The sequence below is a fragment of the Qipengyuania algicola genome, from assembly GCF_042492175.1.
Lineage (GTDB): Bacteria > Pseudomonadota > Alphaproteobacteria > Sphingomonadales > Sphingomonadaceae > CAJXSN01.
The window spans coordinates 1,312,755-1,338,812 of record NZ_CP170453.1 but is presented as its reverse complement, the minus strand read 5'-3'; the positions used below and the strand labels follow the sequence as shown (position 1 = coordinate 1,338,812).

General features: G+C 62.0%; 26 protein-coding genes. 10 read left to right on the top strand and 16 right to left on the bottom strand.

Features of this window, described 5'->3' with window-relative positions; genetic code table 11:
• Positions 1 to 4: 4 nt before the first annotated feature.
• Genes prmC through hisS form a run of 3 tightly spaced genes read right to left on the bottom strand, consistent with a single transcriptional unit; the run spans position 5 to position 3,171 of the window.
• Positions 5 to 853, bottom strand: coding sequence for a peptide chain release factor N(5)-glutamine methyltransferase (prmC, locus tag ACFCW2_RS06495; protein ID WP_379548813.1), 849 nt, complete (start codon positions 851 to 853; stop codon positions 5 to 7).
• 18 nt (positions 854 to 871) lie between these two features.
• Positions 872 to 1,939, bottom strand: coding sequence for a peptide chain release factor 1 (prfA, locus tag ACFCW2_RS06490; RefSeq protein WP_379548812.1), 1,068 nt, complete (start codon positions 1,937 to 1,939; stop codon positions 872 to 874).
• Complete coding sequence (gene hisS, locus ACFCW2_RS06485; RefSeq protein WP_379548811.1) at positions 1,936 to 3,171, bottom strand: histidine--tRNA ligase; 1,236 nt, start codon at positions 3,169 to 3,171, stop codon at positions 1,936 to 1,938. The genes prfA and hisS overlap by 4 nt, the downstream gene beginning before the upstream one ends.
• A 277-nt stretch (positions 3,172 to 3,448) precedes the next feature.
• Between hisS and ppa the strand changes: the two genes are divergently transcribed.
• Entirely contained in the window at positions 3,449 to 3,982 is a 534-nt protein-coding gene (gene ppa, locus ACFCW2_RS06480; RefSeq protein WP_379548810.1) for an inorganic diphosphatase, read from the top strand.
• Here ppa and ACFCW2_RS06475 read toward each other — a convergent pair whose 3' ends face one another.
• The gene (locus ACFCW2_RS06475) at positions 3,983 to 5,389 is read right to left on the bottom strand and encodes a mechanosensitive ion channel domain-containing protein (protein WP_379548809.1); all 1,407 of its coding nucleotides are present in this window, start codon (positions 5,387 to 5,389) and stop codon (positions 3,983 to 3,985) included.
• A gap of 43 nt (positions 5,390 to 5,432) precedes the next feature.
• Positions 5,433 to 5,828, bottom strand: coding sequence for a hypothetical protein (locus ACFCW2_RS06470; RefSeq protein ID WP_379548808.1), 396 nt, complete (start codon positions 5,826 to 5,828; stop codon positions 5,433 to 5,435).
• Between the two features lie 244 nt (positions 5,829 to 6,072).
• Between ACFCW2_RS06470 and lptB the strand changes: the two genes are divergently transcribed.
• The 4 genes from lptB (at position 6,073) to trmB (ending at position 10,441) form a co-directional block, all read left to right on the top strand.
• Positions 6,073 to 6,843: an LPS export ABC transporter ATP-binding protein gene (lptB, locus tag ACFCW2_RS06465; protein ID WP_379548938.1), complete on the top strand. Its 771-nt coding sequence runs from the start codon at positions 6,073 to 6,075 to the stop codon at positions 6,841 to 6,843.
• Positions 6,844 to 6,985: 142 nt separating this feature from the next.
• A complete protein-coding gene (gene rpoN, locus ACFCW2_RS06460) occupies positions 6,986 to 8,452 on the top strand; it encodes an RNA polymerase factor sigma-54 (protein WP_379548807.1) in 1,467 nt (488 codons plus the stop codon).
• Between the two features lie 435 nt (positions 8,453 to 8,887).
• Positions 8,888 to 9,583 carry a response regulator transcription factor CtrA gene (ctrA, locus tag ACFCW2_RS06455; RefSeq protein WP_379548806.1) on the top strand — a complete coding sequence of 232 codons (696 nt, stop codon included), beginning with the start codon at positions 8,888 to 8,890 and terminating at the stop codon, positions 9,581 to 9,583.
• 153 nt (positions 9,584 to 9,736) lie between these two features.
• Positions 9,737 to 10,441, top strand: a complete 705-nt coding sequence (gene trmB / locus ACFCW2_RS06450; RefSeq protein WP_379548805.1) for a tRNA (guanine(46)-N(7))-methyltransferase TrmB — start codon at positions 9,737 to 9,739, stop codon at positions 10,439 to 10,441.
• Positions 10,442 to 10,445: 4 nt separating this feature from the next.
• On the opposite strand, the gene ACFCW2_RS06445 is transcribed toward trmB, so the two are convergent.
• Positions 10,446 to 11,492, bottom strand: coding sequence for an AraC family transcriptional regulator (locus tag ACFCW2_RS06445; protein ID WP_379548804.1), 1,047 nt, complete (start codon positions 11,490 to 11,492; stop codon positions 10,446 to 10,448).
• Positions 11,493 to 11,674: 182 nt separating this feature from the next.
• Here ACFCW2_RS06445 and ACFCW2_RS06440 point away from each other — a divergent pair, with 182 nt between their 5' ends.
• Positions 11,675 to 13,009: a S41 family peptidase gene (locus ACFCW2_RS06440; RefSeq protein ID WP_379548803.1), complete on the top strand. Its 1,335-nt coding sequence runs from the start codon at positions 11,675 to 11,677 to the stop codon at positions 13,007 to 13,009.
• Between the two features lie 89 nt (positions 13,010 to 13,098).
• Here ACFCW2_RS06440 and ACFCW2_RS06435 read toward each other — a convergent pair whose 3' ends face one another.
• Complete coding sequence (locus ACFCW2_RS06435; protein WP_379548802.1) at positions 13,099 to 15,375, bottom strand: NADP-dependent malic enzyme; 2,277 nt, start codon at positions 15,373 to 15,375, stop codon at positions 13,099 to 13,101.
• A gap of 138 nt (positions 15,376 to 15,513) precedes the next feature.
• On the opposite strand from ACFCW2_RS06435, the gene mutS reads away from it, so the two are divergent.
• From mutS to ACFCW2_RS06420, 3 genes are all read left to right on the top strand, one after another.
• A complete protein-coding gene (gene mutS / locus ACFCW2_RS06430; RefSeq protein WP_379548937.1) occupies positions 15,514 to 18,114 on the top strand; it encodes a DNA mismatch repair protein MutS in 2,601 nt (866 codons plus the stop codon).
• 69 nt (positions 18,115 to 18,183) lie between these two features.
• The gene (locus tag ACFCW2_RS06425; protein WP_379548801.1) at positions 18,184 to 18,612 is read left to right on the top strand and encodes a hypothetical protein; all 429 of its coding nucleotides are present in this window, start codon (positions 18,184 to 18,186) and stop codon (positions 18,610 to 18,612) included.
• Positions 18,613 to 18,637: 25 nt separating this feature from the next.
• On the top strand, positions 18,638 to 19,063 hold the full coding sequence (locus tag ACFCW2_RS06420; RefSeq protein ID WP_379548800.1) for a YidH family protein: 426 nt from the start codon (positions 18,638 to 18,640) through the stop codon (positions 19,061 to 19,063).
• Here the strand turns inward: ACFCW2_RS06420 and ACFCW2_RS06415 are convergent, their stop codons facing one another.
• The 5 genes from ACFCW2_RS06415 to gluQRS all read right to left on the bottom strand — a co-directional run bounded on the left by ACFCW2_RS06415 (position 19,064) and on the right by gluQRS (position 22,210).
• Positions 19,064 to 19,408: a hypothetical protein gene (locus tag ACFCW2_RS06415; protein ID WP_379548799.1), complete on the bottom strand. Its 345-nt coding sequence runs from the start codon at positions 19,406 to 19,408 to the stop codon at positions 19,064 to 19,066.
• Positions 19,409 to 19,574: 166 nt separating this feature from the next.
• Positions 19,575 to 20,444 (bottom strand): 3-hydroxyacyl-CoA dehydrogenase family protein, encoded by an 870-nt coding sequence (locus ACFCW2_RS06410; RefSeq protein WP_379548798.1) that lies wholly within the window; start codon positions 20,442 to 20,444, stop codon positions 19,575 to 19,577.
• A 107-nt stretch (positions 20,445 to 20,551) separates the two neighbouring features.
• Positions 20,552 to 21,121, bottom strand: a complete 570-nt coding sequence (locus ACFCW2_RS06405; RefSeq protein ID WP_379548797.1) for a cob(I)yrinic acid a,c-diamide adenosyltransferase — start codon at positions 21,119 to 21,121, stop codon at positions 20,552 to 20,554.
• Positions 21,122 to 21,139: 18 nt separating this feature from the next.
• Complete coding sequence (locus ACFCW2_RS06400; protein ID WP_379548796.1) at positions 21,140 to 21,370, bottom strand: hypothetical protein; 231 nt, start codon at positions 21,368 to 21,370, stop codon at positions 21,140 to 21,142.
• Positions 21,371 to 21,379: 9 nt separating this feature from the next.
• A complete protein-coding gene (gluQRS, locus tag ACFCW2_RS06395; RefSeq protein ID WP_379548795.1) occupies positions 21,380 to 22,210 on the bottom strand; it encodes a tRNA glutamyl-Q(34) synthetase GluQRS in 831 nt (276 codons plus the stop codon).
• 150 nt (positions 22,211 to 22,360) lie between these two features.
• Here gluQRS and ACFCW2_RS06390 point away from each other — a divergent pair, with 150 nt between their 5' ends.
• A complete protein-coding gene (locus ACFCW2_RS06390) occupies positions 22,361 to 22,969 on the top strand; it encodes an HNH endonuclease (protein ID WP_379548794.1) in 609 nt (202 codons plus the stop codon).
• Positions 22,970 to 23,019: 50 nt separating this feature from the next.
• Here the strand turns inward: ACFCW2_RS06390 and ACFCW2_RS06385 are convergent, their stop codons facing one another.
• From ACFCW2_RS06385 to ACFCW2_RS06370, 4 genes are all read right to left on the bottom strand, one after another.
• Complete coding sequence (locus ACFCW2_RS06385; RefSeq protein ID WP_379548793.1) at positions 23,020 to 23,319, bottom strand: GIY-YIG nuclease family protein; 300 nt, start codon at positions 23,317 to 23,319, stop codon at positions 23,020 to 23,022.
• Positions 23,320 to 23,413: 94 nt separating this feature from the next.
• Complete coding sequence (gene kynU, locus ACFCW2_RS06380) at positions 23,414 to 24,631, bottom strand: kynureninase (protein ID WP_379548936.1); 1,218 nt, start codon at positions 24,629 to 24,631, stop codon at positions 23,414 to 23,416.
• A 2-nt stretch (positions 24,632 to 24,633) separates the two neighbouring features.
• Positions 24,634 to 25,260 (bottom strand): arylformamidase, encoded by a 627-nt coding sequence (gene kynB, locus ACFCW2_RS06375; protein ID WP_379548792.1) that lies wholly within the window; start codon positions 25,258 to 25,260, stop codon positions 24,634 to 24,636.
• The gene (locus tag ACFCW2_RS06370; RefSeq protein ID WP_379548791.1) at positions 25,257 to 26,048 is read right to left on the bottom strand and encodes a tryptophan 2,3-dioxygenase; all 792 of its coding nucleotides are present in this window, start codon (positions 26,046 to 26,048) and stop codon (positions 25,257 to 25,259) included. Before ACFCW2_RS06370 ends, kynB begins: the two co-directional genes overlap by 4 nt.
• Positions 26,049 to 26,058: the final 10 nt, after the last annotated feature.

Below are 26,058 nucleotides of genomic sequence, written 5' to 3'. Positions count from 1 at the left end.
CCCCTTAACCTTCACCCCCCTGAACTCGGCCAAACCGCAAAACCATGCCGCGTGGCCGCTGCGCCAGATCCCGCACCAGTTCGCAGTGTGCCCCGATATCGTTCGACAGCGCGCGCACGGCAGCCTCCTGACGATAGCCGATTTCAAGCACCGCCACGCCCCCGGCGCGCAGCAGTGCTGGCACTTGCGGGACCAGAATGCGGTAATCATCCAGCCCGTCTTCACCGGCAAACAGAGCGCTGTGCGGTTCGTAATCACGCACGCCCGCATCCAGCTCGGCATCCGTTTCCACATAAGGCGGGTTGGCGATGACCAGATCGAATTGCCCGAGTGGCTGTGCCCAGCCGTGCTGTGTCCAGTCCGCACGCTGCAGGTCAGCCCGGTCCTCGACGCCCAATTTCTGTGCATTGGCGCGGGCAATGGCGAGCGCAGCAGGGGAGCTGTCGATACCGATTCCAGTCACGTCTTCGCGCTCGGCCAGCAGCGTGAGCAGCAAGGCCCCGGACCCCGTGCCGCAGTCGAGAATGCGCGCACCTTCATGGAGCAATTCGAGCGCAGTCGCCACCACCGCCTCGCTGTCGGCGCGGGGGATCAGCACGTCGGGCGAGACCGAGAAATCCCGTCCGAAAAAGGACTGGGTGCCGATTACATAGGCCAATGGCTCGCCCGACGCGCGGCGCTCGATCAATGCCTCGAAAGCCTCTGGCGCTTGTGTCTGCATATGCGAGACCAGCAATTGGCTCCGTTCGCAGTTCAGAGCCGCAGCCATCAGCCACTCGGCATCCATGCGCGGCATATCGGAAGCGGCCGTCAGCCGGTCTGCGCCTGCTCTGATCGCCTCGGCCACGGTCATCGGGTCACGCGGCCCAAACTACTCGGCCAGAGCCGCGAGCCGCTTGGCCTCGTCCTCGGCAATCAACGCATCGACCAGCTCTCCCAAACCCGGCCCAGCAATAATCTCCGGCAGCTTGTGCAAAGTCAGCCCGATCCGGTGGTCGGTGACCCGCCCTTGCGGGAAATTGTAAGTGCGGATGCGTTCGGACCGATCGCCGCTGCCGACCATCGCCTTGCGCGCTTCGGCCTCGGCCCCCTGCGCCGCGTCGCGCTGTTGCTCGTAGAGGCGCGCGCGCAGCACCTGCATCGCCTTTTCCTTGTTCTTGTGCTGACTGCGACCATCCTGACAGGTGACCACCAGCCCGGTCGGCTCATGCGTGATGCGGATCGCGCTGTCGGTGGTGTTGACGTGCTGACCACCCGCCCCGCTGGCGCGGTAGGTGTCGATTTTCAGATCGCCCGGCTCGATATGGACATCCACCGCATCGGGTTCGGGCAGTACCGCCACAGTCGCCGCGCTGGTGTGAATGCGCCCGCCGCTCTCGGTCACCGGCACGCGCTGCACGCGGTGGACCCCGCTTTCGAATTTCAGTTTCGCAAATACGCCGGTGCCACGGACATTGGCGACGATCTCCTTGAAGCCACCGACTTCGCTCGCGCTCATGCTGACAGGCTCGACCTTCCAACCCTGCTCGCCGGCATATTTCTCGTACATCCGGTACAGATCGCCTGCGAATAGAGCCGCCTCATCGCCGCCGGTGCCCGCGCGGATTTCCAGCATGGCGGGCCGCGCATCGGCGGAATCGCGCGGCAGCATGGCGATGGAAAGCGTGCGCTCTGCCTCCGGCAGTTGCGCTCGCAGCGAGGCCAGCTCCTCCTCCGCCATCGCCTTCATTTCCGGATCGGCCAGCATCTCTTCTAGCTCGGCAATCTCGGCGCGCATGGACTGCACCTGCGCCGCCGTCTGTGCGACCGGCTCCAACTCGGCATAATCGCGGCTCGCAGCTACGAACTCATCGCCCTCCAGCTGACCCGAAGCCATGCGCGCTTCCAGCTCTGCAAAGCGGTCGGCGATCTGCCGCAGGCGGTCGTCGGGGATGGTCACGCGATCAGGGCCTCGATCTCGGCAATCCGGTCTCCACGCACGCGAACTTCATCCGGCGAGATAAACGAGACAATATTCTCTGCGCCCATCTTCTGGGCTTTGTCGAACCGTTTACGCACACTGCCGGACGCGAGCATTTCAGCGTTGAACCCGGCACGGCGAAGCTTGCCCGTAGCAGCGATCGCTTCACCAAGCAGATCGTCATTTTCAACCACCACGATGGCGTCGGCAGCTGCTTCGCCAGTCTCCCCCACCAACATCGCCAGCCGCTCGATCCCCGCTGCCCAGCCGACCGCAGGCGTGGCGGGGCCGCCGAGGCTTTCCATCAGGCCGTCATAGCGTCCGCCGCCCAGAATGGTGCTTTGGCTGCCCAAAGCCTCGGCGGCGGCGCTGCCTTTGTCGGGAATGAATTCGAAGGCGGTGTGGCGGTAATAGTCGAGCCCGCGCACGAGATTTTCCGCGCGGACCCATTGGACACCGGCCGCGTCGAGCCCGCTGGTGACCGCCTCAAAAAACGCCTTTGCCTCGTCGCTCAAAAACGCGTCGATCTTCGGAGCATCGGCGAGGAAGCGCTGGTCGCGCCGGTCCTTGCTGTCGAGAATCCGCAAGGGGTTCTTCTCCAGCCGCTCCTGCGAATCTTCGCTCAGCTCGTCCTTCACCGCGCTGAAATAGTCGATCAACGCCGCACGCCACGCCTCGCGGCTGTCGCCATCGCCCAGCGTGTTGAGATGCAGCGTCACGCCTTCGATCCCCAGCTCTTTCAAAAGCTGGTCGGCCATGGCCAGCAATTCCACGTCCGCCTGCGGCTCGGCTGCGCCGATAATCTCCGCATCGAGCTGGTGGAATTGCCGGTAGCGGCCCTTTTGCGGCCGCTCGTAGCGGAACAGCGGGCCGTGCGTGCCGACCTTGAGCGGGGCGTGCTGCTGCCAGCCATTGGTCAGAAATCCGCGGGCAATCCCTGCGGTGAATTCCGGGCGCAGGGTCAGCGATTCACCGCCGCGATCATCGAACGAATACATTTCCTTCGAAACGACATCGGTGGTCTCGCCCAGAGAGCGTGCAAACACCTCGGTCTTCTCGAACACCGGCATCTCGATCCGGCGGAAGCGGTAGAGCTTGCGAACGCGCTCGAACGTATCGACGACGAAGGCGAAGGCCTCTGCATCGGGGCCGAAAATGTCCTGCGTCCCGCGAATGGCCTGAGGCGTCTTGGGCTGGCTGTTCTTGCTCATAGCCGCGCAGTTAGGCGACGCGCTGGCCAGATTAAAGAAGAAAGAAGGCGGTTCGCGCAGAGGACGCGGGGAGCAGAGAGCGCAGAGGCACTGTGCCTGCGGCGGAGCCGCATCTATTTAGCAACGCCGAGGCAATGATGATTGCTTCATTCCAATACCTGCGGCGCTCACTCGCGCCACTTCTCTGCGAGATTTGCTCCTCTGCGTTCTCTGCGCGAACCAAAAGCCGAGAATTCCCTTTCGCACCTGCACAATGCCGACTAAAGCGCGCACCATTATGCGCATCGACAAGATCCCGACCGGAACCAATCCGCCCCATGACCTGAATGTCATCATCGAAGTGCCCACTGGCGGCGAGCCGGTGAAGTACGAGTTCGACAAGGAATCGGGCGCCTTGTTCGTCGACCGCATCCTGCACACACCGATGCGCTATCCCGCCAATTACGGCTTTGTCCCCCACACGCTGAGCCCGGATGGCGATCCGCTGGATGCGCTGGTCATCGCGCGCAGCCCGTTCATGGCCGGCTGCGTCGTGCGCGCCCGGCCCATCGGCGTGCTCAACCTCGAAGACGAGCATGGCGGCGACGAGAAGCTGATCTGCGTGCCGGTCGACACGACCTTCCCGTATTATTCGGATGTCGGCGAGACCAAGGATCTACCCTCGATCATCTTCCAGCAGATCGAGCACTTCTTCACCCACTACAAGGATCTGGAAGCCGAAAAATGGGTCCGGATCGGCAAATGGGGTGATGCAGAGGAAGCGCGACAGGTCGTGCTCGATGCGATCAAGTTGGCGAAGAGCAAAGGCTAGCTATTCGGTCGGGCGCTCGGCATCGAGCAGATCGGCTTCCTGCGACGGACCGGCTCGTTCAGCCTCGACCATCTCGGCAATCTCGTCGCTTGGGCGCACATCGTCATCCGCAGGATCGCTGGAAGTAGCGGGCCGGGTTGACGGTTTTGACGGTGCGTCCGGTTTCTGGCTTCCGTCACTTTTGATATTGCTGAAAGGCAGGGGCGTGGTGCGCGGGTCGAAGCGCAGGCGGTAGATCGGTTCAGGCAGGCCAAAGCCAGCATCTTCCAGTGCCACCTTCACCGCCGGGATGGCGCGGCTCTGGGCTTTGATAAAATCGGCTTCACGCTGATCGACCCAGCCCATGAAGCGGATCAGCACGTTGGAATCGCCCACTTCGACAATCCGCGCCTCGGCTGGCGGGTGGTCCAGGACGAAGGGCAATGCCTGCAAGGTTTCGCGCCCCAGACGGCGGGCCGCCTGCGCGTCGTCATCCGCATCGACGCCCAGATCGAATTCGAACCGGCGCTGCGGATTGGTCGTGAAGTTGAGGATGATCGCGCGGAACACCTGCCCGTTGGGAATGCGCAAATGATTGCCGTCCAGCGTCATCATGATGGTGGCGCGGCTGGTCAGGCGGATAATCCGCCCTTCCTTGTCGTCGATCATCACATGGTCGTTCGCCCGGAACGGCTGGCGCAGGCTGAGCATCAGCGAGGCGACATAATTCTCGATCGTATCACGCATGGCAAAGCCCAGCGCGATGCCGACCACGCCGGCACCGCCGAGCACCGCGCCCAGTAATGCGCCCGCTCCGATGATATCGAGCGCCACCACGATGCCGAGAACCGCAAAGATAAACCGGATGGCGCTGGCAATCAGCTCCGCAAGAAAGCCGTTGGGCGCGATCCGGTTCCAGAGCGGGCGGAACCCGGCGATGGCGTATCCTGCCAGCGCAATCAGCAGCCCGACCAGTGCGGCCAGTCCGATCAGCGGGAGCATCTCCATCCAGCGCTTCGCCTTGTCGGCCAGCCCGTCGAGCACGCCGATCCCGTCAGTGACGGTGGCGGATCGCTCGATTTCGTTGCGAACCGTCACCACACCGTCGATGCGCATGGCGAGATTTTCGGCCCGCTGGATAGCCTCGGCATCGGGGGCCTGGCCCGACAGGGTGACGACCCCTGCCTGCACGTCATATCCCACGCCCGCCAGGCTGGGCAGCTCATCGAAAATATTGGCTATGCGGTTTTTGACCGCAATGTCTGTGCCCTCCTCGGGCGGCGCAGCGATGTCTCCGGCCACGGCAGACGCGGCTTCCCCGGCGGCCTCCTCCGGTGCGCCCATAGGCAGGGCAGCCAACGGCGCGCTGACGAGAAGCAGAAACGCAGCCGCGACATGCTTCAAAAAGCTGGAAAAATTATCTCTCATCCCGCTCAAAGCGAGCGGGACGGGCAGTCAGTTCCCGAAACCGTCAGCCGACCGCAAGAAACGCCTTGAACAGACCGGTCAGGAGGAAGGGCAGCCCGATGGCCAGAACCCACAGAAACAACTGGTCGCGGCGGAACTCGCCGGAAAGGGCAGGGTCCGCCGCTTCGGCATCGCTGCGGTATTTCCACCGTGCCTCGAACGCGCGGCAGGCCGGGATAATCGCGGCCACCAGAACAACCAATGCAAGATAGGGCAGGATCGTCGATGTGCCTTCTTTCAAGGCACCAACAGTCACGAAAATCTGCAGGCCGGTGTACATCAGCAATGCGTAGGCGACATTATCGCTCATCGATTTGCGCCAGTCACGGCCACCGGCCTGTGCCGAAACGCCGGAATCCGCCGCGGCGGTGCGACCATTATCGTCGATAGCCTTTGCCATTCGACTCTCTCCCCATGTTCTCTCTCGGACCAACCTATCCCAAAGGCGGGGGTTTAGATCAAGAGCGGGTAAGGATTTCGCAAGATAGTTGCGGCCATGCGCAATTGTCACAGCGGCTTTGAGGATGCACCATGCACAAAGCCTGCCAATTTTCGACAAACGGGGGTTTTGCGACAGCCCAGCGCTGCTAAACGACGTAACCATGAGCACGACCGAAACAGGCCCCGCAGTTAACGAAAGCGCCATGCAGGACGACGCCCGGCTGGAACGCGGGGCTGCTCCGCCGATCCCGCAGGGCGGGCTGGAAGTCGTCTCGATTGCCAAGGCTTACGACAAGCGTGCGGTGCTCAGCGATATCTCGCTCTCGGTCGGTAAGGGCGAGGTGCTCGGCCTGCTCGGCCCCAATGGCGCGGGCAAGACGACGTGTTTCTATTCGATCATGGGTCTGGTCCGCCCCGATGCCGGGCGCATCCTGATGGACGGGGAGGATGTGACCAACCTGCCGATGTATCGCCGCGCGATCCTGGGTCTGGGCTATCTGCCGCAGGAAACCAGCATCTTTCGCGGGATGACGGTGGAGCAGAACATCAATTCGGTGCTCGAAATGGCGGAGCCCGACAAACAGACACGTGCCGCCGAGCTTGAGCGCCTGCTCGACGAGTTTGGCCTTACACGGCTGCGCTCATCGCCCGCCATGGCACTGTCAGGCGGGGAACGCCGCCGCTGCGAGATCGCCCGCGCGCTGGCGGCAAAGCCTTCGATCATGCTGCTGGACGAGCCGTTCGCTGGCATTGATCCGCTCTCGATCAGCGATATCCGCGATCTGGTCGCCGATCTGAAAACGCGCGGCATCGGCGTGCTGATCACCGATCACAATGTCCGCGAGACGCTGGAAATCGTCGACCGCGCTTGCATCATCTATGGCGGACAGGTGCTGTTCGCCGGAACGCCGCAGGAACTGGTCGCCGATGAAAATGTGAAGCGCCTGTATCTCGGCGAGAATTTCGAATTGTGATGGATTTCTTCTCCAGCCTGAAGGCTGGTGCCCGGTGCCAGCCCGCTCCCCCACCCAGCCACCCGATACCGTATCGGACCATGATCGGGTGGCTGGGTGGGGGAGCGGGCTGGACCCGTCCGAGCGTTAGCGAGCAAGCATAATGGCACTCGGCCCCCGCCTCGATCTCAGGCAATCGCAATCGCTGGTGATGACGCCGCAATTGCAGCAGGCGATCCGTCTGCTGGCCGCGTCCAATCTGGAAATCGAAACCTTCGTTGCCGAGGCGCTGGAAGAGAACCCGCTGCTGGAAGCGGGCGAGGTTACGCGGGAGAAGGGCGACGACACTCCCGATGCGCCGGAACCGGTCGAAACATCTTCCGATGCCAGCTCCGGCGATGAAGCGCTCGACATCAACACCAATGCGCTGGACCGGGACCGCGATACCGGTGACGGCGAGTGGGGCAGCGGCGGAGCGGCATCGGTGGCCGATGATGCAGCCCCGTTCGAGGAACGGGCCAGCGCCGATCTATCGCTGGCCGACCACTTGCTGGAGCAGGTCGGCAGCATCGCCGCCAATCCGCGCGAGGAGCTGATCGCCCGCCATCTGATCGGGCAGATGGACGACGCCGGTTATCTGCCTGCCGATCTGCGCACAGTGGCGCATGAACTGGGCGCGAGTATCGATGATCTGGAGGACGCGCTGTATGTCGTCCAGTCGCTTGACCCCACAGGCGTGGGCGCGAGGAGCCTCGCCGAATGCCTTGCCTTGCAGGCCAAGGAAGCGGACCGGTATGACCCCTGCATGGCCAAGCTGATCGACAATCTCGATCTTCTGGCCAAGGGCGAACTGCCCCGCCTGCGCCGCATGTGCGATGTCGATGACGAAGATTTCGCCGATATGCTCAACGAGCTGCGGCAATATGATCCCAAGCCCGGCCTCGCTTTCGGCAGCAGCACGGCCAGCGCGGTTGTCCCCGATATATTGCTGGAGGAAGGCGGCGCGGAAGGCAGCGGGGATGGAGGCTGGAAGATCACCCTTAACCCCGCCACGCTGCCGCGTCTGGTGGTCAACCGCGAATACGCTTTGGAACTGGAAGGCGGCTGCACCGACAAGGCCAGCCAGTCGTGGCTCAAGGAGAAACTGGCCGACGCCCGCTGGCTGATCAATGCGCTCGATCAGCGGCAGAAGACCATTCTCGCCGTCTCCGCCGAAATCGTTAAGCAGCAGGCAGGCTTTTTTAAAGAGGGTGTTTCGAAACTCAAACCGCTCACCTTGCGCGAAGTGGCCGAAGAGATCGAAATGCACGAAAGCACGGTTAGCCGGGTGACCAGCAACAAATATATCAGCACCGCGCGCGGCACGTTCGAGCTGAAATATTTCTTCACCAGCGGCGTTACCAATAGCGAGGGCGAAGGCGCCTCGAGCGAGGCGGTGAAGGCCCGCATCAAGGCGCTGACCGATGCCGAGGAGCCAAAGAAGATCCTGTCGGACGACAAGCTGGTCGAGCTGCTGAAAGGCGAAGGTTTCGACATCGCACGGCGCACAGTGGCGAAATATCGCGAAGCGATGGGCATCGGGAGCAGCGTGCAGCGGCGGCGGGCGAAGAAGCTGGCTTCTTTGTCTTAGGCCCTGCGGGCGGGGTGCATCCGCACCCCTTGCTACGCCGCAGGGGCGGCGGCGCGCGGTCGCGCGCTGTCGTCGCCTAGGGCGACGAAAACATCGCCGACCACCATAGGCTGGGAATTATCTCGGTCGCGACCAGCGACCGACAAAGGCCGACCGGCCGCCCGCAGGGGCCCGTAGCGCAGCGAAGGAACAGCCCCGAGGACGCACCCGCGGATGCGGGTGCATGAGACAAAAACCTCAACAGCCGACGCACGTCACGCGCGTTCTCTAACCGGCACAACACCCCGCGACTCGTGGAGTCAGGCGGGTTTACGCTATATTAACCTTTTTCATTCAGACCTTTTGTGGTTAATCCATGGCAACACCTCTTGACGGGGGGTTACCGGCCTCTCGGGGCACAAGACACATGTTACCAGGTTTCAGGGGGAATACCCGATGCGCGTACTGTTGATCGAAGACGAGCCGACTACGGCAAAAGCAATCGAGCTGATGCTGACGACGGAAGGCTTCAATGTCTATTCGACCGATCTCGGCGAAGAGGGTTTGGACCTCGGCAAGCTGTATGATTACGATATCATCCTGCTGGACCTGAATCTGCCGGACATGCACGGCTATGACGTGCTCAAGAAACTGCGCGTCGCCAAGGTGCAGACGCCGGTCCTGATCCTCTCCGGTATTGCCGAGATGGATTCCAAGATCCGTTCGTTCGGCTTCGGTGCCGACGATTACGTGACCAAGCCCTTCCACCGCGAAGAGCTGGTCGCCCGCATCCACGCTGTGGTGCGCCGTTCGAAGGGCCACAGCCAGTCGATCATCCGCACCGGCAAGCTGGCCGTGAACCTCGATGCGAAAACCGTCGAAGTCGACGGCGCCCGCGTCCATCTGACCGGCAAGGAATATGCGATGCTCGAGCTGCTCAGCTTGCGCAAAGGCACCACGCTGACCAAGGAAATGTTCCTCAACCACCTGTATGGCGGGATGGACGAGCCGGAACTGAAAATCATCGACGTCTTCATCTGCAAGCTGCGCAAGAAACTCAGCCACGCATGCGGCGGCGAGAACTACATCGAGACAGTCTGGGGCCGCGGCTATGTGCTGCGCGATCCGGAAGCAGAAGCCGAGGCTGCGTGATATTCGCTCGCGGCTGAAGGCCTCTGCGGGGGCGAGCTATCGCCCTCTGGCATCGTAAGCGATGCAATAGAGATAAAAACATTCGTTACCCGAATGACGGGGAAAACCCTTCGGCCTTGCGGTCGGAGGGTTTTTTCTTATGCGCTTGCCAGCATGACAGCGCACAAACCCGGCGACCCCACCACGCTTAACCGTCTCTATGGCCGGTCCATCGGCAAACCCTTGCGCGCGCATCAGGCGCAGCTGGTCGAAAACCTGCTGCCCAAGATCGCTGTGCCGCAAGAAGGCCCCGTGACCGCCGAGCGATTGTTCGGCGAAGACTGCCCGCTTCATTTCGAAATCGGTTTCGGCGCGGGCGAGCATCTCGCCTACCGCGCCGATCTGCTGCCCAATCACGGCCTGATCGGTGCCGAGCCCTATCTCAACGGCGTCGCAGCGGCTCTGGGCCATATCGAAGCGCAGGCGCTCGCCAATATCCGCTTGCATCACGGGGACGCACTGCAAGTGCTTGCCCGCATACCCGACGGCGCGCTGACCATGGCCTATCTGCTTCATCCCGACCCATGGCCCAAGGCGCGCCATGCCAAGCGGCGGATGATGAATGACGGCCCGGTACAGATGATCGCCGACAAGCTGAAACCCGGCGGCGAGTTCCGCTTCGGCACCGATCATGACATCTATCTGCGCCATGCGCTGATGGTAATGCGGCGCTTCACTGACCAGTTCGAATGGGTCGCCGAGAACCGCGAAAGCTTCGAAAAGCGCCCCTCAGGCTGGTGCGAAACCCGCTACGAACACAAGGCCCGCAACACCTTCGGGCACGAGGTCTGGTATTTCCGCTTCCGCAAGAAAAGCTGACCTATCAACGCGCTTCCCGACGCTCGCGCTGTGCTTCTCTGAACTCTCTGGGCGTCAAACCCACTTGGTTTTTGAAGGCTCGGTTGAATGGCGAGAGTGAGCTAAATCCATTGTCCAACGCAATCTGCAACACAGATTTATGCTGGTGATCTGGATCGGATAGGGCGCTTTTGACGGCTTCAATGCGGTAGCTGTTAATGAAATCACTAAAATTCTTGAAGCCCAAGCGGGAATTGATGAATTCACGCAAACTGTGCTGGGTTACCGCTAATCTTTTGGCCAGGGTCAGTATCGTAATATCAGGTTCTTGATAGGCTTTGTTGATCTGCATCTCGGTGATCAATTGGTCATGCAGTCTTGATACAATTTCCGGATCATGCAGCCGCTTTCGGGCTGGGGGATCGAAGGCGAAAGCAGCGGGTCTTAGCTCGACCAGCCACACCATTGTCCAAACGATCGCAGGCCAGATTGTCAGCACTTTCGCCGTCCGGAGGTAGACGGCCCACTCTCCCACAAGAATCAACTCTATTGCGGCTGCGGCGACAATTACAAAGGCAATCATCGCCGAGAAATAGACCCTGCTTGCTCGGCGCTGAGACGACATGTCATCTGTTCGCCCCAGCAACACAGTGACAATCATGTGCAAGGCAATACCAAACGACAACACGCCCGACAAAGCCGTAGCCCACAAGGGGAAGGGCCCCAGTTCGGTGAATTGAAAAATGCGAGCTATTATAATCGGCAAGCAGAACACCGTTCCAACCAGCCAGTGCCATGGGCGCACCCTGAAATCCTTTTCGAAAAGGGACAGAGCGAACAGCCAGATGAAGACCAGGTGCGGCACATCCAAAAGTCTGGCGGGCACCAGAAAAACGTCCGGCAAGGTCAGTGCTTCAGGCGTGTAGCCCATGAACAAGCCTGCCAGGCTGATGCTGGACAGGCACAGAAACAGGTGCGGAAGAGAATTCTGGGCACGTCTAAAGGCCAAAAGCGCCAAGATGATGAGCAGTGCAGTACCCGAATACCGGAATATCGCATCAAACAGGATCATGTGTCTGACACCCAAGACAATCGGGCGGCCATCGGGTCAAATCCATATCTCCTCGAGGGGGCTACGCGAAATCGACAGGTTTAAGCGCGAAATCGATAAGACTTCGCAGGCGGGGTCGCATAGCAGGACCATGCGATTTTCTAAACGGAGATACCCCGGTGAAATCAAGAATTCTCGCCTCTATGCTGGCTGCCACTGCATCCTTGTCGTGCCTGACATTGCCGATTTTCCAAGCTGAGGCGAAGGAGGAGGCGACGCCGGTCCTGAAGATGAGTCCCGCCCTGATGCGCGAGGATCTTACCGAACTGGCAAGCAACATCAAACTTCACCACCCACGGCCTTTCCGCGTGATTTCCGAAGAGCGCTTCGATGAGTTGGTCGCAGAAGGGACCGCATCTTTAGATGAGAACGCAAATCGGGCCGACCTGCTGTGGGCGATGAGTGGAATACTCGCCAGCATAGGCTGCGCGCATTCCAGCATGCCGCATTTCAATCAAGAAGACGCTCTGATCGAGGTGGGCCAACGTTTCCCGGTTGAAGTCCGCATGTATGGCGGACGCCTGTTTATCATGGACCCGCTATCCAACGCCGACCAGCTTTCGATTGGTCAGGAAATCGTGTCAATCAACGGCATCTCCGTGGCCGATTTGAGAAACGAGATATTCGCGCATATCGGCGCCGATACCAATATCCCGAATTTCAAGGAGCCCGCGTTCAACTTCTACGCAACATCCTACCTCACTTATGCTTTGAATTTCGCCGAATCCTACGAGCTTACTGTGCGTGGGGACACGAAGCCCATCACGCTCGCCCCGCTTGAGGATTTCAGTCCAAAGCCAATCATTAGTCCTCAGGCGGAGTGTCAGGAGTCCCTTTGCTACTCGATCGACGAACAGCGCAATATTGGGATTATGACCATCCGTTCGTTCGACTATTACGGCAGTGATGGGCAGATATTTGCAGATTTCACCGCAGCAGCATTTGATGATCTGGCAGCAAGCAACAGGGCAGGCCTCCTGATCGATGTGCGCGGTGTATTGGGTGGATCGGGTCTGGTTGGCAGCTATCTGTTGCGGCACTTGGCCAAAGAGCCATTCGCTTACTTCGACAACGAAATTTCGGATCCGCGGGGCAACGAAGGTCTGCAGGAATTGCAGCGTCCGATCAGCACAGGTTTCGAGGGGCCAACCTATATATTGATGGACGGGCCAACCGTGTCATCAGTGTCGCATTTCCTCGCGCTCGCCAAAGAAAACAATATTGCGACGCTGATCGGAGAGCCGTCAGGAGGTGGCAAATCAACGTCGGACGGAAAAATCCGTCTGGCGGCAAGTCATTCCGGCATTACTTACACCGTGGCCAGAATGCGCTTCGATGTCGCTGCGCCCAGCCTGTCAATTGATGAAGCTGTACGGCCGGACATTCGTCTGGCCTACAGCTTGGACGATGTACTCAAGCGTAGCGACACCATGCGTGACAATGCTCTTGATCTGCTTGCCTTGCACGCGGGAAGTTAGGATCCTGGGCGATCAAAAATTGGCTTCAATTGTCTGATGGAGCCACGCCCCCGTGCATGCTCCATCGTTGTCGAAGGAAATTAGAGACCCTACCCCACAACGCCCGCCGCCGCGAGCACGGCCAGCGTCAAGACATCAGGCGCGAGCGCTGTCATCGGGGCGATCTGCACCGGCTTCTCCATCCCGATCAGCATCGGGCCGATGGTGGCATCGCCGCCCAGTTCGCGCAGCAGCTTGGCTGACAGATTGGCCGATTGCAGGCCCGGCATGATCAGCACATTGGCCTGCGCGGACAGACGGCTGAACGGATAGAGCTCCATCACCTTGGGATTGAGCGCAGCGTCGGGCGCCATTTCGCCTTCATATTCGAAGCCCGGGTCCTCTGCGTCCAGAATGGCCACGGCCTCGCGGATGTTCTCCAGCCATTTGCCCGACGGATTGCCGAAGGTGGAATAGGAGAGGAACGCGACCCGCGGCTCGTGCCCCATGCGGCGGGCCACCGCAGCGGTTTCCTTTGCAATGAACGCCAGATCCTCGGCCGAAGGTCGTTCGTTGATAGTTGTATCCGCCATGAAGGTGGTGTGATGCTTGCCGATCATCATATGGATGCCGAAAGACAGCGCATCAGGCTTGGGATCGAGCACCAGATTCACTTCGCGCGCCGTTTGCGCAAAGGTCCGCGTCATGCCGGAAATCATCGCGTCGCCGTGGCCCAGCGCGACCAGCAGCGCAGAAAAGACATTCCGCTCCTGATTGACCATCCGGCCCACATCGCGCTCGGTAAACCCGCGCCGTTGCAGGCGTTTATAGAGATAGTCCGCCATGGCCGGTACTTTGTCCGACGTCTTGGAGTTCTCGATAATATAGCTGTCAGGATCGTCGACTGCCAGTTCGCGCAGCTTGGCCTTCACCTTCTCGGTCCGCCCGACCAGCACCGGCTCGCCATAGCCGAAATCGCGGAACTGGATGGCCGCGCGCAGCATCACCTCTTCTTCCGCCTCGGCAAACACCACCCGCTTCGGGTTGGCCTTCGCGTCTTCATACACCCGCGTCAGGACAGAGGTGGTGGGATTGAGACGCGCCTTCAGGCTGGTGCGGTAGGCATCGAAATCCTCGATGCTGTCCTGGGCCACGCCGCTGTCCATTGCGGCCTTGGCCACGGCGCTGGAGACGACCTCCATCAAACGCGGATCGAACGGGGCGGGGATGATGTAATCCTGCCCGAACTGGTGGTTGATCCCGTAAGCCGCGGCGACTTCCTCGGGCACCCGCTCGCGGGCCAGCTCGGCAATCGCATTGGCGGCGGCGATCTTCATTTCCTCATTGATGGCGGTGGCCCGCACATCCAGCGCGCCGCGGAAAATGAAGGGGAAGCCCAGCACATTGTTGACCTGGTTGGGATAATCACTGCGCCCGGTGGCGATGATCGCATCGGGGCGCACGGCCTTGGCCTCGTCCGGCATGATTTCCGGCACGGGATTGGCCATGGCGAAAATGATCGGATTGTCCGCCATTTTCTCCACCCATTCCGGCTTCAAGGCACCGGCGGCTGACAGGCCGAGGAAAATATCTGCGCCCTCCAGCGCTTCCTCCAGACTGCGCGCCTCGGTCGGGACGGCATGCGCGCTCTTCCACTGGTCGACATTCTCGCGGCCCGGATAAATCGGCCCCTTCCGGTCGCAGACGATGACGTTTTCGTGGCGGATCCCCAGCGCCTTGATCAGCGCGGTACAGGCCAGCGCACTGGCCCCCGCCCCGTTCACGACCATGCGGCAATCCTTCAGATCGCGGCCCGTCAGGTGAGCAGCATTGATCAGGCCCGCCGCCGCAATAATCGCGGTGCCGTGCTGATCGTCATGCATCACCGGAATGTTCATCCGCTCGCGCAAAGCCTGCTCGATAATGAAGCATTCGGGCGCGGCGATATCCTCCAGATTGATACCGCCAAAGCTCGGTTCCATCAGCGCGACCGCTTCGATGAACTTGTCCGGATCTTCCGTGTCGAGCTCGATATCGATCGAGTCCACATCGGCGAAGCGTTTGAACAGCACCGCCTTGCCTTCCATCACCGGCTTCGACGCCAGCGCGCCCAGATTGCCGAGGCCGAGGATCGCGGTTCCGTTGGAAATCACCGCCACCAGATTGGAGCGCGCGGTGTATTTCGCGGCGTCTGCAGGGTTCGCGGCAATCGCCTCCACCGGAGCCGCAACACCGGGCGAATAGGCGAGCGACAAGTCCCGCTGCGTCGCCATCGGCTTGCTGGCGATAATCTCGATCTTACCGGGCCGGATCGTCTCGTGGTAAAACAGCGCCTCGCGCGCGGTGAAGCCTGCCTGCTTCTCGTTGGGACTAGTCTCGTCGGCCATGCGGCAACCCTTTTGCTTGATTTGGTGCGGCACTTAACGCGGGCGCGGGTGCGGCGATAGGGGAAAGCGTGAGCGCCGCGACTCCCGAATCGCCGGAGGTGCCGCTACGCCCGATATGTGGCAGGCAAGTTAACCCCGATGATGGCGCAATATGGCGCGCTGAAGGAAGAGGCCGGCGATTGCCTGCTGTTCTACCGGATGGGCGATTTCTTCGAGCTGTTTTTCGATGATGCGAAGGTCGCTGCCGGGATTCTCGACATTGCGCTGACGGCACGCGGAGAAAAGAACGGAGAGCCGGTGCCGATGTGCGGTGTGCCCGTGCATTCGGCAGAGGGCTATCTCGCCCGGCTGATTAAGGCCGGATGCCGGGTGGCAATTGCCGAACAGACTGAGACGCCTGAAGAAGCCAAGGCCCGCGCCAAGGCCGATGGCAAGCCCGCGTCCAAAGTGCTGGTCGCCCGCAATATTGTGCGCTTCGTGACGGCGGGCACCTTGACCGAGGATGCTCTGCTGGAACCGCGCGCAGCCAATGTTCTGGCAGCGGCGTGCGAAGTGCGTGGCAGTGTAGGGCTGGCCTCGGTCGATATTTCCACCGGGCGCATGGTGCTGGAGGAAATCGAGCCGCATGCACTGGATGCTGCCTTGGCGCGATTGGGTCCGAGCGAGACGGTTGTACCGGAGGATTGGGCGCAGGCCCCGGCGGACGCGTTCGAGCGCGCCAAAACCGAATTTTCGAGCGAGGACGGGGAGCGGCGGCTGAAGACCATCCACTCGGTCGCAGCGCTGGACGGATTCGGGCAGTTCACGCGGGCCATGTTGGCGGCGGCAGGCGGACTGATTGCCTATCTCGACCATGCGGGGCGCGGGAAACTGCCTCTGCTGTTGCCGCCTGTGGCGCGGGGCCGCTCTGCGCATATGGCGATGGACGGTGCCACCCGCTCCAGCCTCGAAATCCTCAGCGCCCAGAACGGCGGGCGCGAAGGGAGCCTGCTGGCCGCGATCGACCGCTGTGTGACCGGCGCGGGCGCGCGCCAGCTGGCGGAGGATCTGGGCGCGCCTTTGTGTGAGCGGCAGGCCATCGAAGACCGGCTCGCACTGGTCCGGTTCTTCCATGATGACCCGATCCTGCGCGCCGATCTGCGCGAGGTTTTGCGCGGCGTGCCCGATATCGGGCGGGCACTGGGCCGCATCGTGGCGGGCCGAGGCAGCCCGCGCGATATCGGGCAAGTGCGCGACGGCCTGTCCGAAGCGCGGCGGCTGCGTGACTACCTTTCCGGCCAGCAGGACCGGCCTACCCTGTTCGACACGCTGCTGCCCGCACTCGGCGGACACGGGGCACTGGTGGATCATTTGCAGCGCGCGCTGGTGCCTGCCCCGCCCACCTCGCGCGACCAAGGCGGCTATATCGCTTCAGGCTTCGATGCAGCGCTGGACGAGTTGCGCGATGTCTCTGGCAACGCCCGCCGCGCGATTGCTTCGTTGGAGGCCCGCTATCGCGGCGAGACGGGGATCGACCGGCTGAAGATCAAGCACAATGGCGTGCTGGGCTACTTCATCGAGGTTCCGGCAAAGAGCGCCGACGCCCTGATGGCGCCCGATAGCGGTTTCACCCACCGCCAGACCATGGCCGGGGCGGTGCGGTTCAATTCGCTGCAATTGCACGAGGAAGCTGGGCGGATCAGCGAAGCGGGCGGGCGGGCACTGGCGGCCGAGGAAGCGCATTTCGAGGAACTGGTGGAGCATGTCACCGCCAGCCGCGAAGCCATTGCCAGAACCGCCGATGCCCTCGCCCGGATCGATGTTGCCGCCGGACAGGCGGAGCGCGCAGCAGAGGGCGACTGGGCGCGGCCCGAGATACTTGAGGAGCCCTGCCTCCGCATCGAGGCAGGCCGCCACCCGGTGGTGGAAAGCGCGCTGGCAAAGTCTGGCGAGCGGTTTGTCCCGAATGATTGCACGCTGGCCTCCGATGATCGCCTGTGGCTGATTGGCGGCCCGAATATGGGCGGTAAATCGACCTTCCTGCGTCAGAACGCGCTGATCGTGCTGCTCGCGCAAGCTGGGGGATACGTACCCGCCAGCGCTGCGCGGATCGGACTGGTCGACCGGCTGTTCAGCCGCGTTGGCGCATCGGACAATCTGGCGCGGGGCCGCTCCACCTTCATGGTCGAAATGGTCGAGACCGCCGCGATCCTGAGCCAGGCAACGGAACGCAGTTTCGTTATTCTGGACGAAGTGGGGCGCGGCACCTCCACCTATGACGGGCTGGCGCTGGCATGGGCCGTGGTGGAGGCGGTGCACGAGACCAACCGCAGCCGCTGCCTGTTTGCTACGCATTATCACGAGCTGTCGCGTCTGGCTGAAAGCTGCGACGCGCTCAGCCTGCACCATGTTCGCGCCCGCGAATGGAAGGGCGATCTGGTGCTGCTGCACGAACTCGCCACCGGCCCGGCAGACCGCAGCTATGGCCTCGCCGTGGCGAAACTGGCAGGCGTGCCGCCACCGGTGGTCGCGCGGGCAAAGTCGGTGCTGGAGAAGCTGGAAAAGGGCCGCGAGGAAACGGGCGGTCTGGCCGCGGGCCTGGGCGATCTGCCGCTGTTTGCCGCCGCTCTGCCCGATGATCCGGGCGAGCAGGGCGATCCGCTGGCCGAGGCATTTGCAGCGCTCGATGTGGATGCGCTCAGCCCGCGCGAGGCGCTGGAGAAACTTTACGAGCTCAAAAGGCTGTCGGACGAGAGCTGAGCGGGCCTGACCTGCCAGCCCAAGCAACCGCAACCAAAGCTTAACGCGTTACCGGTTAGCGTGCCGCTCATGTCAAGCCAGATTCTTTCTCCGCGCGTTGCAGCGCTTGCCATTGTCGGGCTGGTCCTGGCCGGTGTTGCAGGCCTGGTCGGCACGGACGAGAATGAAGGCGCGCTGACGGGCGCGACACAGGCATGGGCAGAGAAGGCCCGCGGTGCCTCGTCCGAAGAACGGGCGCCTGCCTCAAAAATGGCCCCGCAGCCCGCTTCGTCGCCCGCGTCATCACAAGCGCCCTCGGCGCAAGCCGCTCCGCCCGCTCCGCCATCCGCCGCCGGATTTGCCGAAGACGAAAGCCTGATTGACGACGCGTCGGGCTTCGACCCCTCACCAGCCTTCGACAATCCCGCCGAGGGTGAGGTCGTCGCGGTCGTGGCCGAAGAAGTAGGAGCCAGCGCTTCCGATGCCGATCCGGTGGTAGTCGAGGTTCAGGAACCCTGATTGCTGTCTCATGCGTTGAAGCTGCATGAGCACTCCAGACAAAGCCCCGTCCAAGCATGATGGCGAGGACAGCAACGATCTCGCATCCGAACGCACCGATCTGGCTGAAGACCGCAATATCATGGCGATGGAGCGGACTTTTGCAGGTTGGATGCGGACGGCCTTCGCCGCCATCGGCATCGGCCTCGCTTTCCGCGCCGTGTTCGGCGAATTCGACCCGCCGTGGCTCGCCCGGGCCATTGCAACGGCGTTTATCCTGCTCGGCGCAGTGGTGGCCTATACTGCCGAGCGCCGGGCCTGCCGCACTTTCGAGCGCCTGACCGCGCATGAAATGAACGCCCCCCAGATACCCAGCATTCGCTGGATAGGCTGGGGCGTGTCGGCAGGCGCTGTCCTGCTCGCGATGGCTTTATGGGTCCTGCACGATGCAGGGCCGCTAAGCGGCGGCTGATTACGTGCCGTCGCCGCGCAAGCCATCAAGCTTTGCGGATTGGCCGAATTTATCGACATTGTCGTCATGGTTCGGCTCGCCCGCATAAGCATCCATATCCACGCGGCCCGAGCTTTCCATGTCGCGCATATGGTCGATGGTATCCTGCTCCGATGAGCCGATCGGGTCCGAGCTGTCGGCCTTTTTGGTGCTCTCGGTCGGGCTGACCGTCTCGGTCGTCACCGCCTGCGCCTGCTGCGCCACTTCCTGAGCCTGACTGCGGTGATCGTCCTGCTCGTCATTATGGGTTTCGGGCGCGAGGCCGGCTTGGCGCTGTTCCTGGCTTTCGGGTCGGGTATCGGACATTGTTGTTCTCCTTTGCCCGACCAACGGACAGGGAACCTCGGACGTTCCAAATTATAGCCGAGCGCGAGCCGCAAGGCTCGCCAAAGGCCGACCGGCCACCCGCAGATGCTCGATTGCAGGGAGGAACAGCACCGAGGACGTCCGCCCGGATGGGCGGACGCAGAACCTAACGGGTCGCGACCGGCATTTCGCCCGAATAATCGTAAAAGCCCTTGCCGGTCTTGCGGCCAAGCCAGCCCGCTTCGACATATTTCTGCAACAGCGGCGCGGGGCGATATTTGCTGTCGCCTGTAGTGTTGTAGAGCACCATGATGATGTCGAGACAGGTATCCAGTCCGACGAAATCGGCCAGTTGCAGCGGGCCCATCGGGTGATTGAGGCCCAGCCGCGCGCCCTTGTCGATATCCTCGATGCTGGCAGTCGACTGGCCCAGCACGAACACCGCTTCATTGATCATCGGCAGCAGAATGCGGTTGACCACGAAGCCGGGCTCGTCCTGCGAGAGGACGACCTGCTTGCCCAGACCCTCGGCAAAGGCGACAGTCCGTTCGGTAACCTGCGGATCGGTAGCGAGTCCGGGGATCACTTCGATCAGGCCCATCACAGGCACTGGATTGAAGAAGTGCAGGCCGATAAACCGCTCCGGATCGGGGGAGTAATTGGCCATCCGGGTGATCGGGATGGAGCTGGTGTTGGAAGCGAGGATCGCGCCCTGCGACAGGATCTCTCCGGCCTTCTCGAAAATGGCTTGCTTGATCGGCTCTTTCTCGGTCGCCGCTTCAATGATCAGGTCGGCATCGGCCATCGGCGTGTAATCGGCGACTGCGCTGATCCGGCCCATCAGGCTTTCCGCCTCGGCCACTTCCATCTTGCCGCGTCCGACCAGCTTGGCCAGCCCGCGGTCAATCACATCCAAGGACGCCTGCGCGGTCGCCAGATCGATATCGGCGAGCAACACCTTCATCCCGTGCGCGGCAACCGTCTGCGCAATGCCGCGGCCCATTTGTCCGGCCCCGATGACCCCGATTGTTTGCATGATGTTTTCCCGTCTCTTCGCAAGTGCAGCAAAACGGCGCTGTTAGCGGGGCGAGGACGGGAAGGCTAGCCGTTCCGGCTCACCTATTCTGGGTTACCGGTTCTGGCTCACCTGTTTTGTCCGGGCACCCATTTCACATCCGCCTTGCCATCATCGTTGAGCACGCGGGCGAGCACAAACAAAAGGTCCGACAGGCGATTGATGTATGCCAGCGCTGCTGGATTGACCGGCTCAGCCTCCGCCAGAGCTGTCACGCCGCGCTCCGCCGCGCGGGTGCCGGCGCGCGCGACATGGGTGCGGGCCGCCGCCTCGCTGCCACCGGGCAGGACGAAACTGGCGAGCGGCTCCAGCCGGTCATTCAGCGCGTCGATGGTCGTTTCCAGCCAATAGGTCTGGGCAGGCACCATGCGCAGCGTCATCTCGCCCGGCTCAAAATCTTCGCCGGGGGTGGCGATATCCGCGCCGAGATCGAACATATCGTTCTGGATGCGGAACAGAATATCGGCATGATGGCCATTGCCCAAAGAGGCTGCTGCCAGCCCGATCGCGCTGTTCGCCTCATCCACCAAGCCGATGGCGACCATCCGTGCATCGTGTTTGGCCCGGCGCGATCCATCCACAAGGCCGGTAGAGCCATCATCGCCGGTGCGGGTGTAAATTTTGTTGAGCTTGACCATCGCCCCGCCCTAGCGGTCCTACTGCGTCAGTGCGAGCAGGATTGCCACCGCGACAACAGCCAGCGCCTGATACTTGATCCGGTTGAACATCATCTTGTTCTGCAGGACCTGCATCTCGGTCACGTTCTCGGTCTCACCCGATTCCAGATCGACCTTGGTTGTCTTCAGGAAGGCGACGATCCCGCGCACCAGCGATACGACGACCAGTATGGCGAGAACGACAATTGCGATGACGAGTATGGTTTGCATGCGCAGTATCTAGGCGCTTTCGAGCCGATTTCCACATGGCCATTCGCCCATACGGACCTTTTGCGCCCAGTCGCGCCCGTCCTGGCCCGCTTTGCGGTGGTCGGACAGGGCCTTCGATCCGCGCCGTTTTGCGAGTTTCCGGCCTTCCGGGTCGAGCAGCAACGGGTGATGGTGCCAGCGCGGAACCGGCAGTTCGAGCAGCGCCTGCAGCAGGCGGTGGATATGCGTTGCGGCAAACAGATCGCGGCCCCGTGTGACCAGTGTCACGCCGTCGGCGGCATCATCCAGCGTGGCGGCAAGGTGATAGCTGGCCGGCAGGTCCTTGCGCACCAGCACCGGATCGCCCAGCGCCAGCGGGTCGGCCTGTTGCTCGCCCGTCAGCGCATCGTGCCATGTGAGCGGACCGGTGATGGCAAGCGCTTTGGCGATATCCATCCTGAGCGCTGCCGGGCCATCGGGCGATACCCCGCGGTGACGGCAGGTGCCGGGATAGACCGGACCCTCTGGCCCCACTGCTTTGGCCGCAGAAGCAATCTCCGCGCGCGTGCACGTGCATGCGTAGAGCAAGCCCATCTCCCCCAACCGCTGCGCCCCCAATTGATACTGCGCCCCCCGCGTCGATTGCGGCGGCACTTCGTCCCATTCCAGCCCCAGCCATTCCAGATCGCGGCGAAACTCGTCCGCCATTTCCGGGCGGCTGCGCGGGCCGTCAATGTCCTCGATCCGCAGCAGGAATTTTCCCCGCGCATCGCGCGCCAGATCATGCGCGGCAATCGCACTATAGGCGTGCCCCCAATGGAGCGGCCCGTTCGGGCTGGGGGCAAAGCGGGTGACAATCATAGCGCACCCTTAGCGCGTTCGCTCTGAGCCTGTCGAAGGGCCATCGCGAAATCGTCACTTAAAAAGCGGGGGATACCCCATTTGTAACAGGGTTGACGCTTTCATCCGTAAATGGTGCTTTCGGTCCAGATCGGAAGAGGAAACACCCACGTGTTCAAAGCCGAATTGATCGAAAGCAAGGCGCGCCTGCGCAGTGCAGCGGATGATCCGACCCGCAATCTCAGCGCCTGTCCGGCGCTGGTGCTCAATGCGGATTACACCCCGCTCAGCTATTACCCGCTCAGCCTGTGGCCGTGGCAAACGGCGATCAAGGCGGTGTTTCTGGACCGCGTGACCATCGTCGAAAGCTACGAGCGCGAGGTGCATTCGCCCAACCTCGACATGGCCGTTCCCAGCGTGATTGCGCTGAAGCAATATGTGAAGCACTCCGAATTCCCGGCCTTCACCCGCTTCAACCTGTTCCTGCGCGACCGCTTCCAGTGCCAATATTGCGGCAGCCCCGACACGCTGACATTCGACCACGTCACGCCCCGCAGGCTGGGCGGCAAAACGACGTGGGAAAACATCGCCACCGCCTGCGCGCCGTGCAACATGAAGAAGGGCGGCCGTACGCCGAAGCAGGCGCACATGACCCTGCAAAGCGCCCCGATCCGCCCGACCAGCTGGCAGCTTCAGCAATACGGCAAGAGCTTCCCGCCAAACCACCTGCACGAAACGTGGCGGGACTGGCTCTACTGGGACATCGAGCTGGAGGCTTAAGCTAGACCCTTAATTCGTCATTGCGAGCCGCAGGCGAAGCAATCCACGGCCTAACGGTTCAAATCAAAGAACAAGTCGCGCCATTCCGGGTTGTCGCTCTCGATCAGCGCTATCTTTCTGGCCCTCGAACCACCCTTGATCTGCTTCTCGCGCGAAATGGCATGGTCCATTGTAGCGTGCAGCTGGAACCAGACCAGCCGTTTGCAACCATAACGCTTGGTAAAGCCCTCGACTTCGCCTTCGCGATGCTGACAAGCCCGTTTGGGGAGATCGGATGTTACGCCCACATAAACGGTGCCGCGCTTGTGATTGGCGACTATGTAAACGGCAGGCTGAAAGTTGGGGTGCATGGTCCATGGATTGCTTTGTCGCTGCGCTCCTCGCAATGACGAATTGAAGTTTTCTCGTCATTGCGAGCGAAGCGCGGCAATCCATGGAGCTACGTCACGTCACCGCTGCTCGTTCGCTGAACTCGGCTTGCCGCCACTCCCCGCTCTCCAGCACTTCGGCCAGATGCCGCGCTGTTTCGGCCATGTCTTCGAAGCGCAAGTAAGCGGGCGCGAAGCCTAGGCGCAGGACGTCGGGCGCGCGGAAGTCTCCGATCACGCCGCGGGCGATCAGGGCCTGACACAGGGCGTAGGCATCCTCGTGGCGGAAGCTTAGCTGGCTGCCGCGATGGTATGCATCTTCCGGGCTAACGAGGTCGAGCTTCACGCCTGCTTCGGACAGGCACTCGCGGAAGAATTCGGAAAGCGCCCGGCTTTTCTCCCACAACCGGTCGACGCCGATTTCGGCAACGAGGTCCACGCCTTCCTCCAGCGCCGCGACGCTCAGGATCGGGGCGGTGCCGCAGAGCAGGCGGTCGACACCGGGGGCAGGCTGGTAATCATCGTCAAAGGCGAAGGGCTGCGCGTGCCCCATCCAGCCGCTGAGGGGCTGCTCCAGCGCCTCGTGATGCCGCTCGGCCACAAACGCATAGGCCGGTGCACCGGGGCCGCCATTCAGATATTTATACCCGCATCCGACCGCGAAATCGGCGGCGCATTCGTTCAGCTCCACAGGCATCGCGCCGCCGGTATGCGAGAGATCCCACAGCACCAGCGCGCCCGCCTCATGCGCGGCTTTGGTCAGCGAGGCCATATCGTGTTTCTCGCCGGTCTTGTAATGCACGTGGGTCAGCAGCAGCAGCGCCACGTCCTCGTCCAGCGCATCGACAAGCGCATCGCGTGCCGCCAATCGCTGCGTGGCGAGGCCCTGCTTCTCCAGCCCCTGAATCATATACAGATCGGTCGGGAAATTGCCCGGTTCGCTCAGAATCACCTTCCGACCCGGATTCATCGCCAAAGCCGCCGAAATCAGCTTGAACAGGTTAACCGAGACGCTGTCGGCAACAATCACCTCATGTGATTGCGCACCGATCAGCGGTGCAATCTTTCCGCCAACACGCTGGGGCAGCGAAATCCAGTCTGCGGTGTTCCAACTCTTGATGAGGTCGTGGCCCCATTCCTCGCCTATCACCTGAGCCAGCCGGTCGGGCGTCGTCTTCGGCAGAGCGCCCAGCGAATTGCCGTCGAGATAAATCACGCCCTCGGGCAGATCGAACCGGTCGCGATAGTCCGCGAGCGGGTCCGCCGTATCCAGTTCGCGCGCGCGTTCCAGCATAGTCATGGCAGTTCCCTCAAGATCGCACGGCACAGCCCGGCATCGCCGCCGCCGACCTTCAGCGGCAGGGCAATCAGCTCGTATCGCCCCTCCGGCACATCATCGAGAACCAGCCCCTCCAATATGCGCATATCGTGCTTCGCGACCATCCGGTGCGCGTCCATCGTCTTGCTGTCCTGAGGGTCCACGCTGGGCGCATCGGTACCAACTAGCTTCACGCCTTGCAGCGCCAGCCACTCCACCGTTTCCGGCGCTATTGGCAGCCAGTCGCTGCGCCATTCGTCATGCGGGAAAGCATCCCACTGGCGGAACAGCACGCGGTCAGCGCTTTCGATATGCGGCAGGTCGGCGACGTCGATCTCGCCCGAGACACCGCGCGCATCAACCACCAGACAGGTCCCGATAAACGGAGCCAAATCCATGCTGGCTGCATCCAGCCCGTCCGCGTCGTAATGCAGCGGAGCATCGGCGTGGGTGCCCGAATGCGTGCTCATCGCCATCTTGCCGACATTGACCGGCGAGCCTTCGTCCATCCGCCATGTCCGGTCGAACGCGAAGTCCGTATCGCCCGGCCACACGGGCAAGCCGGGGCGGAGAACCTGCGAGATGTCCCAGATGCGCCGGCTCATAGCGCCGTCCTGACACTCAGCAATTCAGGGAAGAACGCCTTCTTCAGTACGCCGGCCAGATAGGGCACGCCGGGGGTGCCGCCAGTGCCGGTCTTGAAGCCGATAATCCGCTCGACCGTCTTCAAATGCCCGAACCGCCAGCGCTGGAAATGATATTCCAGATCGACCAGCTTTTCGGCCAATTCATAGAGGTCCCAATGCTGGTCGGGATTGCGGTAGATCTCCGCCCAGGCCGCCTCCACGGCCTCGCTGCGCTCCCACGTGGCATCCAGCGGGCGCGCCAGAACCTCGGCAGGAATATCAAAACCCCGATCCGCAAGCAGCTTCACCGCCACCGCGTAAATGCTCGGCCGCGCCAGTTCCGCCTCCAGCCGCGCCGCCACATCGGGCGTGAACTGGTGCAGCTTCACCATGTCGATTTTTCGCCCGCCGAGGAGGAATTCCATCATCCGGTACTGCGCGCTCTGGAAGCCGCTGGAATTGCCCAGATGCGGGCGCACGGTCGAATAGTCATGCGGGGTCATCGTGCTCAGCACGTCCCAGCTCTGGATCAACTGCCCTTGCGCCCGGGCGACACGGGACAGCATCTTGAAGGCGGGCCGCAAATCATCCTTCGCGATATGCTCGCGCGCCAGCTCCAGCTCGTGCAGGCACAGTTTCAGCCACAGCTCGCTGGCCTGATGGACGATGATGAACAGCATCTCGTCATGCGCATCGGAGGCCGGGTGCTGGGCCGACAGGATGCGGTCGAGATCGAGGTAGCTAGCGTAGGATACGTCGTTGGGCATGGCGACTGCC